Genomic DNA, 14,420 nt, shown 5'->3' on the forward strand with positions numbered 1-14,420 from the left:
CAGTCCGATGTAGAAATCCCAACGGACTGATGAGTCCGAAGAGGGGTATTCCGTTCCGGGAACTCCGTATAAAAATGCACAAAGTGATCAGGTTCCACACTTCCTGCAAATTTAGCGCCGGACGCGGGCCGGCTGCCGACCGCCGGGGCGGCAGCGCAACGTTAGATGCCCAATGCCTTCAAGGCGTTGCCGACGTCGCGGGGCGACGTCACATGTACGGCCGTCAAGCCACGCGCCCGTGCTCCCTCGATATTCTCTTCGAGATCGTCGAAGAACACGATGCGCTCGGCCGGCACACCGATCGCCGCGACGACATGGTCGAAGGCGTCGGCATCCGGTTTGCGCAGGCCGATGCTGGACGACAGGTACAGCTCGCGGAAATGGCCGAGCAGATCGGCATATTCCTTCGAGAAATAGTCGACATGCGGCCGATTGGTGTTGGAGAAGGCGTAGAGCGGCATCTGCTTTGCCGCACGCGGTAACAGCTCGGCGATATCGGGCATCTCGCCGGCGAAGATCGCATTCCAGCCCTCCAGGAACTGGGCGTCCGAAATGCCGATTCCCAGCGAAGCGCGCAAGGAGGCGAAATAATCCGCGTCGCTGATCTTGCCGACCTCGTGCAGCCGGTAGGCCTCGTCGCGCACATAACGCGCGAGGAGGCTTTCGGGCTGGCAGCCGGCATGTCCCGCCCAACAGGCGATCGCCTTGGAGAAGTCGATGTCGAGCACCACGCGCCCGAGATCGAACAGAAGCGCATCCGCGCTGCCGGGAGAGAGCGATGTCATTGCGTCCTTTTCACTTCAATGTCGGCAGGAATCCGTAAGTTAGTACCGATAAGGCTCGTGGTCGAACAGCGGGAACGCGCTGAACACGCTCGGCGCGTTGGTGGCGGCCGCCGGATGCAGGCAGGATTTGTCGATCTCGGCAAACGATGTGGCACCCAACAGGCCGAGGCAGCGCAGCACCTCGTCTTCCAGCAGCTCCAGCATCCGCGCGATGCCGGCTTCGCCGGCGGCGGCCAGCGCCCAGCATTGCAGCCGGCCGATGCCGACGAGATCTGCGCCTGCCGCGATCGCCTTGACGATGTCGGTGCCGCGACAGATGCCGCCGTCGACCATGATCTTGGCGCGGCCCTTCACGGCCTCGACGATCTCGGGCAGCACATGCATGGCACCGCGGCCATGGTCGAGCTGGCGGCCGCCATGATTGGAGACGTAGATCCATTCGACGCCGTGATCGACCGCGATCAGGGCGTCCTCGGCGGTGGCGATGCCCTTCAGGATCAGCGGGATCTTGAACCTGTCCTTGATCATCTTCACGGTCCGCCACTCCAGGCCCTTCTGGAAATCGCCGCCGGTGGCGCGCAGGCGGCTCTCGCGAACGTAGCGCTTGGCGATGTCACGTTCGCGACGGCTGTAATGGGCGGTGTCGACGGTCAGGCAGAAGGCGGCATAGCCGTTCTTCTCGCTTCGGCTGACGACATCCGCGACGAAGGCGTCGTCGCCGCGGACATAGAGCTGGTAGAGCCGGAGCGCATCGGGCGCGGCCTCGGCAGTGCTCTCCAGGCCGGGTTCGGACACCGAGCTCAGCATGTGCGCCGCACCGAAGCTGCCGGCACCGCGCGCGACGCTCGCCGCACCATCCGGATCGAAGATTTCGAGCGCGCCGACGGGTGCGAGCACCACCGGAAGGCGCATCTTGCGGCCGAAATGCTGAACCGAGCCGTCCACCCTGCGGACGTCGCGCAAAACGCGCGGGCGAAAGGCGATTTCGTCCAGGGCCATGCGGTTGCGGCGCATCGTGGTCTCGGTTTCGGCGGCGCCGACGATGTAGTCCCAGGCGTTCTGGTTGAGGTTGGCCCGCGCTTTCCGGATGAATTCGTGGAGGTTCTGGAACGGCTCGTTGCTGGCGCCGAGTTCGACGTTCCGTTCCGGCCGGACGCCGGGTGCTTCGTTCATTGTTATCCTCCCGAGAATTTGAACCCTTATGTCATCGCCTAACCCGTCCAGCCCTGCAAAACTATCTTAAAATTGCATGGCTGCGAGGCGCGGGCCGGCCATGATTCCGCTTGCGGACAGGCCAGTCCTGCAACGTTGCCAAAAGTTTAGGTCCGGGCGAAACGATTTCTACGGCGTACCCGTCGGCATGGCATCCCGGCCTTGAAGAAACCAGAATGGTATTGTGAGAAACGAGCTGGATCGCCAATTGCATGGCGCCTCCCCAGGTCTCGACAGACAAGCCTAAAGCGAACCGCCAAAGCACAAAGGCCAGCCCATCCATGCGGAAATCCCTGCTGTTCCCTCTGGGCACGCTCACCGGAGCGTGTCTCACCCTTCTGGTAGCCAGTCCCCAAGGCGGCGTATGGGCGGCGCGGGCGACAGCGAACGCGAATGATGCCTATTCCCAGCTCAACCTGTTCGGCGAAGTGTTCGAGCGCGTGAAGGCGAGCTATGTCGAGAAGCCCGACAATGCCAAGCTGGTCGAGGGCGCGATCACCGGCATGGTGACCTCGCTCGATCCGCATTCGCGCTACATGAACGCGAAGGCCTGGACCGAGATGCAGGAGACCACCTCCGGCGAGTTCGGCGGCCTCGGCATCGAGGTCACGATGGAAGACGGCCTCGTCAAGGTGGTCTCGCCGATCGACGATACGCCCGCCTCGAAGGCCGGCCTGATGTCAGGTGACCTCATCAGCAAGATCGACGGCGAGGCCGTGCAGGGCATGACGCTCGAGCAGGCCGTCAACAAGATGAAGGGCCCGGTCGACACCAAGACCAAGCTCACCATCCTGCGCAAGGGCGCGGACGCGCCGCTCGACGTCGCGATCACGCGCGAGATCATCCATGTGCGCCCGGTGCGCTTCCGCGTCGAGAGCGGCGACATCGGCTATATCCGCATCACCTCGTTCAACGAGCAGACCACCGACGGCCTGAAGAAGGCGATCGCGTCGATCTCCAAACAGGTTCAGCCGGAGAAGCTCACCGGCTACGTCGTGGACCTGCGCAACAATCCGGGCGGATTGCTCGACCAGGCCGTGTCGGTGTCGAGCGCGTTCCTGCAACGCGGCGAGGTCGTTTCGACCCGTGGCCGCTCTCCCGAAGAGACCCAACGCTTCACCGCCCATGGCGGCGACCTCACCAAGGGCAAGCCGCTGGTGGTGCTGGTCAATGGCGGCTCGGCCTCGGCCTCGGAGATCGTGGCCGGCGCGCTGCATGACCACAAGCGCGCCACGATCATCGGTACGCGCTCGTTCGGAAAGGGCTCGGTGCAGACGATCATTCCGCTCGGGTCCGGCAATGGCGCCCTGGCGCTGACCACGGCGCGCTATTACACGCCGTCGGGCCGCTCGATCCAGGCCCAGGGCATCGCCCCCGACATCGAGATCCTGCAGGACGTGCCGCCCGAGCTGAAGGGCCGCATGGACACCATGGCGGAGTCCCAGATGCGCGGACATCTTTCGGCCGGCGAGGGTGGCGAGCAGACCGGATCGCAGTCTTACGTCCCGCCGGAAGAGAAGGACGACAAGGCTCTGCATGCGGCCTACGACTTCCTGCACGGCGTCACCGCGAACGCGGTTGCGGCGAAGCCCGCCCCGAAAGGTACGGTGCCGAACTAAACTCTACGACTCTTCATCTACGAAATCGCCCGGGAGTGGATGGCCATTCCCGGGCGAATTCTTTTGTGACGCTGTTTCGGTTCGGCGTCATGGCCGCGGCAAGACGCGAGATTGCCGCGCGATGGTCATTGCTGCTTCTTCGGACCCACGTGGTGCGGGACCTCGCTCTTCGGTCCGCCGCCGTAATGGTGGCTGCCGCCGGATCCGCCGGCCGATGCGCCGTCGGTGTCCTTCTTGCCCATGTGGTGCGGAGTCTCGGTCTTCGGTCCGCCCGAATAGTGATGGCCGTTCTTTTCGCCGGTCTTGCTCGTCTGCGCCGTGGCAGGCAGCGCGACGAACGACATGATCGCGGCGGCGACGATCAGCTTGCGGTGACTCATTCTGGTTTCTCCTGTTGATATCGTCGAGTCGGTGTCAATCAAGTCCCGGTGGCTCGATCGAGCTGCAGCCAAACCCGCCGCGTGATTGTGTAGGTTGAGCAAGATCAAATGTCGACGCGCGCATTCGCGTGCGCCGTTGCGTGGATCGTCGCGTTGCTGCAGGCGACGAGAAACGTCGATCTTCTTACAGAAAAAAATTCGGCGCGCAGCGCGAGATTGCGGGCCGCAGGCAAAGTCGTCGGTCATGCCGCGAGCCGGATGAGAGATGTCGTGGCCGATGACTCTTCCGGTCGGTGACGACAGCTGCCGCGATTCATTACGCGATCGAGCTACAAAAAGATTTGGCTGGCGCGGCGAGCGAGTTTGATGTCCGTCAAACCCGCATCAATGACGCAACCTAGCGTGCCGGCGCGAACGAGCGGCGACATGATCACGATCCGAAAGAGGTCGGCCGCGGAGATGGAGAACGAGCCTTTGACTGACGAGACTATCCACGCGCCTGGTCGGCCGTCACGAGCAGCGTTTCTCCTGCGTCGCTTGTTGTGGGAGACGATCACGATCAGATCGGTGCTGGTCAAGACGCGGCGCGATGTACGCCTCGACCTGTTCCGGGGTCTGGCGAACTGGCTGATCTTCCTCGGACACATTCCGGACACGGCGCTCGCCTGGTTCACGACGCGAAACTACGGCTTCAGCGATGGCGCCGATCTGTTCGTGCTGATCTCCGGATACACCGCGACCTTGGTGTTCGGCTCGATGATGATGGAACGCGGCTTCGTGATCGGCGCAACCCGGCTGCTGCGGCGGGTGTGGCAGCTCTATGTCGCTCACCTGCTGCTGTTCCTGGTCTATCTCACGGCCGTGCACTACATCGCGCACAGCTTCGACGATCTTCATCTGATGGATCAGTTCAACGTCGCGCCGTTGATGAACTTTCCCGTCGAGACGCTCTCCCAGGGGCTGATCCTCAAGTTCAAGCCGCTCAATCTCGACGTTCTGCCGCTCTACATCGTGCTGATGGCCGCGTTTCCCGTCGTGCTCTGGTTCATGCTGCGCTGGCGCAACGCGGTGATGATCGGCTCGCTCGGACTCTATCTTGCGGCCCGTCATTGCGAGTGGAATCTGCCGGCCTATCCGGCTGGGGTCTGGTATTTCAATCCGTTCGCCTGGCAGCTGCTCTTCGTGTTCGGGGCCTGGCTGGCCCTGGGAGGAGCGGCGGCCTGCCGCTGGCTGCTGTCGTCCCGCATGCTGCTTGCCCTGAGCGCCAGCTTCCTGATGTTTGCGCTCGCGATGACGCTGGCCGAGCACATTCCGGAATTGCGGGACCGCGTCCCTGAAGCGCTCGCCGCCGTCTTCATTCCGAACGACAAGACCAATCTGGGACCTTATCGCGTCATACATCTGGCGAGCCTGGTGTTCATCGTCGTTTCGCTCATTCCGATCGACTGGCCAGGCCTCAGGTCGCCGTTGCTCCAGCCTTTGATCCGATGTGGTCAGCAGTCGTTGTCGGTGTTCTGCGTCGGCCTCTTTCTGTCGTTCGTCGCCCATTTCGTGCTCGAATCCGGATCCGAAGGATTTTGGGCCCAGCTGCTGGTCGGTGCCGCCGGCCTCTCGATCATGACGATCGTGGCCTACTACCGAACCTGGTCGAAAGACGTCGACAGGAGTCGCTTCACCGGCGAGGAGGCGAGCGGATGAAGAGGTCCGGGCTGATCTTAACGGAAGAGACCGTCAAGCTGCGTGGCGTTTGCGCGCGTAAGAGCCGCGGACGCTTCGCGTCTATGACGCCTGACCCGCGCCGCACTACACCGCTCGATCGTCGACCTCGACGATCAGATCACCATCCAAATCAAACCAGGAGAATGACCATGAACCATCCGAGACATGTTTTCGTAAAAGCAGCCGCCTTCGCCGTGCTCCTGCTGGCCCCGGTTGGGCTGTCGCCTGCAATCGCCGGCGGCTTTGGTCAGATCGCGATGATGGATGACGACAAGATGTCGAAGATGCCTGCTTCCTCGGATTCGAGCGGCAAGATGAACACCGGCGAACCTGTGGGGCAACCGAACATGAGTGGCGGCCGAATGAACGACGACAAGATGAAGATGCCGCCGCAAGGCCAGATGCGGGACTGCCAGGGCGCCGGCTGTCGGGAAAATTCCGGCATGATGCCCATGATGCAGATGATGGAGAAGATGATGCGTGGCCAGATGAGTTCGCCCGCCGGAGGCGGTGCGACGAGCGGCCCGGCGGACGTGACAGAGCGGCTCGAAGGGCGCATTGCCTTTCTGAAAGCGGAGCTGCAGATCAGTGACAAGCAGGCCGCCGATTGGAGCAATGTCGCAGACGCCCTGCGGTCGAGCCGGCAGCATCTGCTCGAAGCGCGCAAGATGCTCGCCACGGACGACAGGTTGGGAAGCTCCGACCGCCTGGAGCACTACGAGCGGCATTTGTCGGAGCGTCTGGAGGCGATCAAATCGGCTCGCTTGGCCTTCACGCGGCTCTACGTGTCGCTGAACGAGAGTCAGAGGCAGACCGCGGATACGATCCTGTTGCCGCTGATCGCGTCGTTCTGACTCATGACGTGAACGCAACATCATGTTCGGTTCGTCCTTTCGATGTCGCTCCGGCCTGTTTGCGCTTGCCATCCTGGCGAGCCAGCCTTTCGCGATTGCTGGGCCAGCGTCGGACGTCGGCCGCGGCTTACCGCATGCCGCCGGTCAGTTCGCCCAGCGCTGGCAGGTCGCGGAGGCAGAGGGCGATCACGCCGCCCACCATCCCGCCGGAACCGGCGAAGAAGCGAGGCCGAAGCCGGATGGATCAGCCGGTTCAAGCGAGGGCCATGCGGCGGGCGCGCCGCCTGGCACTGCCGCGGCGGGCATGATGGATGGAATGGACGGCATGATGGGCCGGCCACGGAAGGCGTTCTATCCGGCATTGATGGACATGCCGGCGCTGTCCGCCGAGCAGAGGAGCAGTCTTGAGGGCCAGGCGCGCGCGCGGATCAGCGCTGAGTCCGATCGGCTGACGAGTGCTGAAATGGACCTGCGGCACGCGGTCGCCGGGGGCGACATCGTTGCCGCGGATCAGGCCTCGCGTCGGCTTCGCGAATCCCTGAACGAGGTCCAGAGCGGTGTGATCGCCCTGCGTTCGCTTCACGAAGGCAAACCGCCGCAGCAGATCGCGCAGGCCTGGTTCAAGTCGCAAATGAACCTGCTGCCTGCTCGAAGCGCCATGGATGCCGATGACGGCGCGACCGCAATCTCGTGGTTTCACGTCACCACCATGGCGCTGCTGGTGCTGTTCTCCGGGGGGATGCTTGCGATCTATCTCGCGCGCATGCGCCGGGCGAACGCGCTGGTCGACCGACTGGCGCGCGCGGCGGTCGCTCCGGTCGCTGCCACGCGACTCGTGGCGACGCCGACCGCCGGCCCGTCGAACGACAGGGACGGAACGACACCCTCCCGGGATACAGACCGCCGACCGCAGCGCGGTGCGGCGAGCGGCCCCTGGAAAGGCAAGCTGAGAATCTGTGCGATCTATCAGGAGACGCCTGATGTGAAGACCTTCCGCCTGCAGGCAGCGGACGGTGGTGCGATTCCGTTTACGTTCCTGCCAGGGCAGTTCCTGACCTACGCCATCGAGATTGGCGGACAGACAGTCAGGCGCTCCTACACGATCGCCTCGTCCGCCGCCCAGACCGCCTATGTCGAGACCACGATCAAGCGCCAAGAGGGCGGGCTGCTGTCCGACTACATGCATGGCCGCTTGAAGGAGAGGGACCTCGTCGAGGTCGCAGGCCCGTCCGGCGCCTTTACGTTCACGGGGACGGAGGCCGACAGCGTCGTCCTGATTGGCGGCGGCGTCGGGATCACGCCGCTGATGGCGGCGATCCGGTATCTCTCGGACATCGCATGGCCCGGCCAGATCTACCTCGTCTATGGCGCGCAGACGACGGAGCAATTCATCTTCCGCGACGAGCTGGAATATCTCCAGCGCAGGATGAACAATCTGCACGTCGCGGCCACGATGATGCGGGCGGCGGGCACGTCCTGGATGGGACGCGAGGGGCAGATCACAGCCGAATTCCTGACGCAGGCCGTGCCGGACCTTGCCAAGCGGCGCGTTCATCTGTGCGGTCCGCCCGGAATGATGGAGGCGCTCCGCAAAACCCTGATCGGCCTCGGCGTGCCGGGCGAGCGGATCAAGACGGAAGCCTTCGGGCCTGCCCGCGGCGCCGTTCCACCGCCCGGCAAGATCGCCGCCGAGGCGGGGGTGCCGGAAGATGAAGCCGGCAACCAAGGGGCCGCGGCAATCGGCCCGGCAACGGCAACCATCCGCTTCACGAGATCCGGCAAGATGGCGGCGTTACCGCCGGACAAGAGCGTCCTGGAGGTCGCTGAGAGCGCCGGGGTTGCGATCGACTATTCCTGCAGGGCCGGGGTCTGCGGGCTCTGCAAGACCCATCTGTTGCAAGGGAACGTCGCGATGGAGGTTCAGGACGCCCTGACCGCGGACGACAAGGCGAACGGTCTCATCCTGGCCTGCCAGGCGAGATCCATCGGCGATCTGGTTGTCGAGGCCTGACGGATGAACGGGAGAGAGCGCCTGATCGCGGATGCCGTTCTGGCTGCCCTGTTGCTGCTGGTGCCGGCTTTCCTGCTTCATTCCAACAGCCGGTTTGCCGGAAGCCTGGCCGGCTTTGTCCTCGGGGCGAGTGCGGCCGCGTTGATGATCCTTCTTCTCGCCTATCCCCTGATCAAGCACAGCACGAGGCTCAAGGGGCTCGTCACGCGATGCGTATCGATGTCGGCGCTGCTGGCGTTTCATGCCTATGCCGGGATCGTCGCGGCCTTCCTCGCGCTGCTGCACACCGGGCACAAACTCCAGAGTCCGCTTGGGATCGTCCTACTGACCAGCATGCTGATCGTCGTCATCACCGGATTCGTCGGCCGCTACTACCTGCCGCAAACCGCAATGGAGCTTCGCCAGCAGCAGTCGCATCTGGCGACCTTGAGATCGGCCTATGAGCACACCGCAGCGGCGATGTCGTCGCCCGATCGGGATCAGCGAGACGGGCCCGGCATGCATGCACGAGTATTGCAGGATGTGCCGCTGCTGCAACTCGTCGATGGCATTTCTGACGTCGAAGCGGCGATCGGCTCGCGTGAGGCGGTCAAGAAGGTCTTCATGCAGTGGATCGGACTGCATGTCGTGGCCGCGATTGTCATGTACGCGCTGCTCGTGGTCCACGTGGCGAGCGAGGTCTATTACGGGCTGCGGTGGCTCGCGTGACGATCCGAGGGGCGCTCTACGTCGTGGTCGCGACACTGGCGGTCGCAAGTGCGGCGGCCGCGTCGATCGCCTTGTTTCGGGGCAGTGCGGGGATCGTACCGGGATGGACGCGGCTCGTAAGTCCCGGTCCGCTGTCTGCGAAGCATGCATTTCTGTCCAACAGCTGTGAGAGCTGCCATACGCCGGTCAAAGGCGTCGAGGCGGCCGCCTGTATCGCCTGCCACTCGCCTTCAGCCGCCGATCTTGCCAAACAATCGACGGCGTTCCACGCAGTGGCGGGTGGTCAATGCTCCGGCTGCCATCGCGAACATGCCGGCGGCATGCGGCCGACAGGGATGAACCATGCGTCGCTGCTGCCAGTCGCGATGTCTGCCTCCGACAAGACGGTGTTCGGCCGGACCGCGGCCGATCAAATGACAGCGGACCTGAGGGAGTTTCTCGGCCTGCCAAAGTCGGAGCAGCCGGAGAAGGCGGCGCTCAATTGTGCCATCTGTCACAGCAACCGCGATCCGCACCGCGAATTATTTGGGCGGGAATGCGCGAATTGCCATGTGCTCGCGTCCTGGAAAATTGTGGGGTTCCTGCATCCTTCGCCAACCTCGAAGGACTGCGCGCAATGCCATCCGGCGCCGCCGAGCCACAACATGGGCCACTTCATGATGGACCGGATGATCGCGGGACAGGAGCATGCATCGGTCGATCAATGCTTTCTGTGCCACATGACGGACTCGTTCAACGACATCAAGGGCGTCGGCTGGCTGAAGCACCATTGACCGGTGCGGGCGACGCTTGTGGGTCTCCAACATTACAGCATCGCCCGAAAATATTTCGTGATCCGTCTTGCAATGGGTTGCCGAAGGGCGGTGCGTCGCGAACGTGGGTGAAAGGTCCGTCCTGCATGGCCGCTCGGCATGGGTCGTTTTCTGTTGGCCGACGCTACAACCAGAGTTATATCTTCCAGGGCAAGTAGCGGTGCAGGAATGATTGGCTCGACAAGGCCAAGGCGAAGGTGGTGGGGATGGCTTGTCGCCATCGCCTATCTGCTTGCGTCGATGACGCCGTCTCTTGCGATCCCGATCTCCCCCGTCACGGCGATACCGTGCGAACAGCCTGCGCATGCACACGATCAGATCGATGCCGGATCTGCGGTGCATTCGCATGACGTTGCGATGGAGGGGGAGTGTGACGACGACCACGGGCACGGCGACCGACATGCGGCCTGCTGCGGCTCGGTGCTGTGCTTCAGTGCCGTGTCGCCTCAAGCTCCTGGATTCGCGGAATTCGGGTCCCAGCACTCGCGCTGCGAAGCGCAGCCCGACGTGATCGCCGACGAAGGCGCGTTCCGCCGCCACTACCGTCCCCCCATCGCCTGAGCTAGCTCCCGAAGACCGTACTGCGCCGCTCCAAGTCAGAGCGCCGATCGACACGTCCGTGACGGGGTGCATCCCTGCGGATGATGGCGATCGCGCCAGGGACTCGCGTGGCGCTGCGCGTTGAGCGGAAGGACGTCGACAGGGCGATCATTCGCTGGCGGCAAGGCGAGGCCGCCGCGCGAGCAACCCGAGCGGCGATCTCTCACGACTTCTGTTCGGGAGCGGCAGTATCCGCCGATCGCGCTGGCGCGCGATCCGACGAACCTGGCTCCAACGAAGCGATCTGCCGAATGGCACGCAAGGACGATAAGTCATGAAATCGCCGAACGAGGGGCCGCCGGTACAGGCGGCAGGTTCTCTGGACGTGCAGGACACGGTCGTTCGTGCCGCGCTCGTCGGCAGCTACGATCGCCTGCGCGATTATCTGCAGCGACGCTTTGGCGGCCGGGCCGAAGCGGAAGAGGTGCTGCAGGCATTCATGTTGCGCGCGCTAGAGCGGTCTGGCGACATTCGCGACGCGGATTCGGTTCGAGGCTGGCTCAGCAGGGTTCTGGCGACGACCATCGCTGACTTCCATCGCCAAGCATCAAGGAGCAGGACGCGGGAGATGCCGTTCCCGCATGAACTCAACGACCGTCTGGCGGCTGACCAGGGTGCCGCGGCGAATGGCGCGGTTTGCGAGTGTCTCCATGTCCATCTGTCCCTGCTGAAGCCGGAGCATGCCGAGGTCATTAGAAGGGTCGATCTTGGCGGCGAACCGCGGGAACTGGTTGCCGCCGATCTGGGCGTGACGGTGAACAACCTGACTGTTCGTCTTCATCGCGCACGGCAGGCGCTGAAGGAGCGGCTCGAGCAGACCTGTGTTGTATGCCTCGAGGAAAGTTTCTGGGAATGCCGCTGTGGTGATAACCGGGGGCCGACCTAACCCGCCTCGCGGCGGCGGCTGCCGCTGCCTTCGCGCTGGGCCAGCCGGCTGCGATGCAGCGCGAACAGCTCCAGCACCTTGTCGGCGGGCTTCGCCGCGCTGAACAGATAGCCCTGCATCTCGGAGCAGCCGAGCGCACGCAGCAGGCGCTGCTGCTCCTCGGTCTCGACGCCCTCGGCCGTGGTGGTCATGCGGCGCGCGGCCGCCAGATTGACGACGGCCTGGACGATGCTGGCGGAGCCGTCGGGACCGGCGATGTCGTCGACGAAACAGCGGTCGATCTTGATCTTGTCGAACGGGAAGCGGTGCAGGTAGCTCAGCGACGAGTAGCCGGTGCCGAAATCGTCGAGCGCGATGCGGACGCCGATGGCGCGGAGCTGGTGCAGGATCGTGAGCGCGGCATCGTCGTCGCGGATCAGCACCGCCTCGGTGATCTCGAGCTCGAGCCGGCTCGCCGGCAGGTTCGAAGCAGCGAGCGCCGCCATGATCTTCAGTGCCAGGGTGCCGCTCTTGAATTGTACCGGCGAGACGTTGACCGCGAGGCGGATGTCGTCGGGCCAGTTCACAGCGTCCCGGCAGGCGGTCGCCAGCACCCATTCGCCGACCTCGTTGATCAGGCCGGTGTCTTCGGCGATCGGGATGAACTCCGCCGGCGAGACCATGCCGCGCTCGGGATGGCGCCAGCGCACCAGGGCCTCGCAGCCGGTGATGCGATCGTCCTTCAGGTTGAGGCAGGGTTGGTAATAGACCTCGAGGCCGCCATGAGCGATGGCGTGGCGCAGGTCGCTCTCGAGCTGCCGGCGCTCGCGCACCTTGGCATCCATCTCCGGCTCGAAGAAGCGATAGGTGCGGCGTCCGGCGGCCTTGGCGGCGTACATCGCCATGTCCGCGTTCTTGAGGATCTGGTCGAGCACCGTGCCGTGTTCCGGCGCGAGCGCGATGCCGATGCTGGCGTCGGTGGTGAGATGATGGCCCATGCAGTCGAACGGCGCGCGGATGGTCGCGTACATCCGCGCGACGAGCTCGTCGACCTGGTCTCGCGACGTCACCGCGCTCTGGACGACGGCGAATTCGTCGCCGCCGAGCCGCGCCACGAAATCCGCCGGGCCCGCACAGCGGCGCAGGCTTGCGGCAACCGATTTCAACAATTCGTCGCCGACGAGGTGGCCGAGCGCGTCGTTGACGCCCTTGAACTCGTCGATGTCGATGTAATGCACCGCGATCTCTTCGCCGTTGCCGACCGTGGCCAGCTCGTTGCGCAGATGCTCGTGGAACATGGCACGGTTGGGCAGATCGGTCAGCGCGTCGTAATGGGCAAGGTGCGTGATGCGTTCCTCGATGCGGCGGCGCTCGGTGATGTCCTCATGGGTCACCACCCAGCCGCCGTCCGCCAGCGGCTCGTTGAGGATGTGAATCGAGCGGCCATCGGAGGTGTCGACCACCATGGAGTTGCGCGTATGGACGCCCTTCAGCACGCGCCTGACGTAGGCGCCGACGTCGCCTGTGAACGAGCCGGTTGCCTTGCGATGGGCGATGATGTCGTGAAAACTGCAGCCGGGCTTCACGATTTCGGCCGACAATCCGTACATTTCGATGTAGCGCTGGTTGCAGACCACCAGCCGCCGCTCGGCGTCGAACAGCAGGAGACCCTGCGTCATGTTGTTGACGGCGCGGTCGAGCCGCTGCTTCTCCAGCGTCAGCCGCTCGCGCGAGGCGCGGTGCTGCTCCAGCAGCTTGCGCACGACCGCGATCAGCACGCCTGCGATGGCGAGCGCAGAGGCCACGGCGACCGAGACCAGCATGCCGATCTGCTCGCGCCAGTCGGCCAGGGCCGCTGCACGCGTCGTGCTGGCCATCATCAGGATCGGGAAATGGGGCAGGGCGCGCGAGGAGATCAGTCGATCTTCGCCGTCAATCGGGCTCGTGAAACGGCCGGCGAAATGATCGAGCCCGAAAACCCGCTGGTGTTCGAACTGATCGGTCTTGAAGTTTCGTCCCATCAATTCGCTGGAATGGGGATAACGTGCGAGCAGCGTGCCGTCTCGATGCAGCATCGAGATCGTCGCGCCTTCGCCGAGCGCGACGGAAGCGAAGAACTTTTCGAACTTGGCGGGCTCGATGCCGCGTCCGACGACACCGAGGAACTCGCCGTTGGGCCCGACGATCCTCCGGGCCACCAAGACGGTCCAGGCACCGGAGATGCGGCTGTGCAATGGCTCGATCAAGACGTCGGGCGCATTGGGATCATACCTAAAGGTGCGAAAATAGGCGCGGTCGGCCATGTTGACCTTGGGAGCCGGCCACGTCGTCGATGAATTGATCAGGTTGCCTTCGGCATCGATGATGTTGACGCCGCCGATGTGGGGCAGCGCCTCGATCTTCGAACGCAGCATGCGGTGGACGTCCTGACCAGAGAGGCGCGCGCGCAAGTCTGCGACGCTCGAGATGCCGATCGAACGCGCGTGATCGACGAAGTCTTTCTGGATGACCGCGAAATCCTGCAATTGCTGGTCGAAGTGATGGGCAAGCATCAGCACGGTGTTTTCCAGCTCGCGGCTGGAGTTGCGCAGCGCCCGCTCGCGGAAATTCTGCGCCATCAGGACCGAGCCTATGGCGATGGCCGCGATCAGCAGCGTGCCGCCCGCCACCAGCCAGCGGATCGGGCCGCTGCGCACGAAGGCCTGGTCAAAAAAACGAAAGCCGAATCTCATCGTCATGCTGATCATTGCCGCGCACACCCCAGGATCAACTTATGGCCCTGAGAACACCCGTTGGTTTACGGGGACGATGTGGAAGCAAAGTTAGGAAGCGGGGTTAACGGAACGTGAATTGCC

At 63.9% G+C, this 14,420-nt stretch carries 13 protein-coding genes; 8 read left to right on the forward strand and 5 right to left on the reverse strand.

The genetic code is table 11. The annotated features are described in order from the left end of the window. Positions 1-161: 161 nt before the first annotated feature. Positions 162-785, reverse strand: a complete 624-nt coding sequence (locus D6B98_RS13130; RefSeq protein WP_126257428.1) for an HAD family hydrolase — start codon at positions 783-785, stop codon at positions 162-164. Between the two features lie 39 nt (positions 786-824). Further along, a complete protein-coding gene (locus D6B98_RS13135) occupies positions 825-1,958 on the reverse strand; it encodes an alpha-hydroxy acid oxidase (protein WP_126257429.1) in 1,134 nt (377 codons plus the stop codon). A gap of 320 nt (positions 1,959-2,278) precedes the next feature. Here D6B98_RS13135 and D6B98_RS13140 point away from each other — a divergent pair, with 320 nt between their 5' ends. Further along, entirely contained in the window at positions 2,279-3,616 is a 1,338-nt protein-coding gene (locus D6B98_RS13140) for a S41 family peptidase (protein WP_126257430.1), read from the forward strand. Between the two features lie 125 nt (positions 3,617-3,741). Here the strand turns inward: D6B98_RS13140 and D6B98_RS41695 are convergent, their stop codons facing one another. Both D6B98_RS41695 and D6B98_RS39815 read right to left on the reverse strand, forming a co-directional pair. After that, positions 3,742-4,242, reverse strand: coding sequence for a hypothetical protein (locus D6B98_RS41695; protein ID WP_347338970.1), 501 nt, complete (start codon positions 4,240-4,242; stop codon positions 3,742-3,744). An 83-nt stretch (positions 4,243-4,325) separates the two neighbouring features. Beyond that, the gene (locus D6B98_RS39815) at positions 4,326-4,574 is read right to left on the reverse strand and encodes a hypothetical protein (RefSeq protein ID WP_164718558.1); all 249 of its coding nucleotides are present in this window, start codon (positions 4,572-4,574) and stop codon (positions 4,326-4,328) included. On the opposite strand from D6B98_RS39815, the gene D6B98_RS13150 reads away from it, so the two are divergent. The 7 genes from D6B98_RS13150 to D6B98_RS13180 all read left to right on the forward strand — a co-directional run bounded on the left by D6B98_RS13150 (position 4,471) and on the right by D6B98_RS13180 (position 11,586). Then, positions 4,471-5,694: an OpgC domain-containing protein gene (locus tag D6B98_RS13150; protein ID WP_245481386.1), complete on the forward strand. Its 1,224-nt coding sequence runs from the start codon at positions 4,471-4,473 to the stop codon at positions 5,692-5,694. The genes D6B98_RS39815 and D6B98_RS13150 overlap by 104 nt on opposite strands. 164 nt (positions 5,695-5,858) lie before the next feature. Further along, the gene (locus tag D6B98_RS13155; RefSeq protein ID WP_245481353.1) at positions 5,859-6,569 is read left to right on the forward strand and encodes a Spy/CpxP family protein refolding chaperone; all 711 of its coding nucleotides are present in this window, start codon (positions 5,859-5,861) and stop codon (positions 6,567-6,569) included. A gap of 22 nt (positions 6,570-6,591) precedes the next feature. Continuing rightward, positions 6,592-8,580: a 2Fe-2S iron-sulfur cluster-binding protein gene (locus D6B98_RS13160; RefSeq protein ID WP_126257432.1), complete on the forward strand. Its 1,989-nt coding sequence runs from the start codon at positions 6,592-6,594 to the stop codon at positions 8,578-8,580. 3 nt (positions 8,581-8,583) lie between these two features. Next, positions 8,584-9,288: an iron reductase gene (locus D6B98_RS13165; RefSeq protein ID WP_126257433.1), complete on the forward strand. Its 705-nt coding sequence runs from the start codon at positions 8,584-8,586 to the stop codon at positions 9,286-9,288. Between the two features lie 23 nt (positions 9,289-9,311). After that, positions 9,312-10,061: a class III cytochrome C family protein gene (locus D6B98_RS13170; RefSeq protein ID WP_245481355.1), complete on the forward strand. Its 750-nt coding sequence runs from the start codon at positions 9,312-9,314 to the stop codon at positions 10,059-10,061. A gap of 207 nt (positions 10,062-10,268) precedes the next feature. Continuing rightward, on the forward strand, positions 10,269-10,661 hold the full coding sequence (locus tag D6B98_RS13175; protein ID WP_126257435.1) for a hypothetical protein: 393 nt from the start codon (positions 10,269-10,271) through the stop codon (positions 10,659-10,661). Between the two features lie 313 nt (positions 10,662-10,974). Continuing rightward, entirely contained in the window at positions 10,975-11,586 is a 612-nt protein-coding gene (locus D6B98_RS13180; protein WP_126257436.1) for an RNA polymerase sigma factor, read from the forward strand. Here the strand turns inward: D6B98_RS13180 and D6B98_RS13185 are convergent. Further along, positions 11,583-14,303: a bifunctional diguanylate cyclase/phosphodiesterase gene (locus tag D6B98_RS13185; RefSeq protein ID WP_164718574.1), complete on the reverse strand. Its 2,721-nt coding sequence runs from the start codon at positions 14,301-14,303 to the stop codon at positions 11,583-11,585. The genes D6B98_RS13180 and D6B98_RS13185 overlap by 4 nt on opposite strands. Between the last annotated feature and the right edge of the window lie 117 nt (positions 14,304-14,420).

The sequence above is a fragment of the Bradyrhizobium sp. LVM 105 genome, from assembly GCF_003957705.1.
In the GTDB taxonomy this organism is placed as follows: Bacteria; Pseudomonadota; Alphaproteobacteria; order Rhizobiales; family Xanthobacteraceae; genus Bradyrhizobium; species Bradyrhizobium frederickii.

Coding starts and splice junctions, on each gene's coding strand:
- D6B98_RS13130 (WP_126257428.1), bottom strand. CDS start 785: ATGACATCGCTCTCTCCCGGCAGCGCGGATGCGCTTCTGTTCGATCTC.
- D6B98_RS13135 (WP_126257429.1), bottom strand. CDS start 1,958: ATGAACGAAGCACCCGGCGTCCGGCCGGAACGGAACGTCGAACTCGGC.
- D6B98_RS13140 (WP_126257430.1), top strand. CDS start 2,279: ATGCGGAAATCCCTGCTGTTCCCTCTGGGCACGCTCACCGGAGCGTGT.
- D6B98_RS41695 (WP_347338970.1), bottom strand. CDS start 4,242: ATGACCGACGACTTTGCCTGCGGCCCGCAATCTCGCGCTGCGCGCCGA.
- D6B98_RS13155 (WP_245481353.1), top strand. CDS start 5,859: ATGACCATGAACCATCCGAGACATGTTTTCGTAAAAGCAGCCGCCTTC.
- D6B98_RS13160 (WP_126257432.1), top strand. CDS start 6,592: ATGTTCGGTTCGTCCTTTCGATGTCGCTCCGGCCTGTTTGCGCTTGCC.
- D6B98_RS13165 (WP_126257433.1), top strand. CDS start 8,584: ATGAACGGGAGAGAGCGCCTGATCGCGGATGCCGTTCTGGCTGCCCTG.
- D6B98_RS13175 (WP_126257435.1), top strand. CDS start 10,269: ATGATTGGCTCGACAAGGCCAAGGCGAAGGTGGTGGGGATGGCTTGTC.
- D6B98_RS13180 (WP_126257436.1), top strand. CDS start 10,975: ATGAAATCGCCGAACGAGGGGCCGCCGGTACAGGCGGCAGGTTCTCTG.
- D6B98_RS13185 (WP_164718574.1), bottom strand. CDS start 14,303: ATGACGATGAGATTCGGCTTTCGTTTTTTTGACCAGGCCTTCGTGCGC.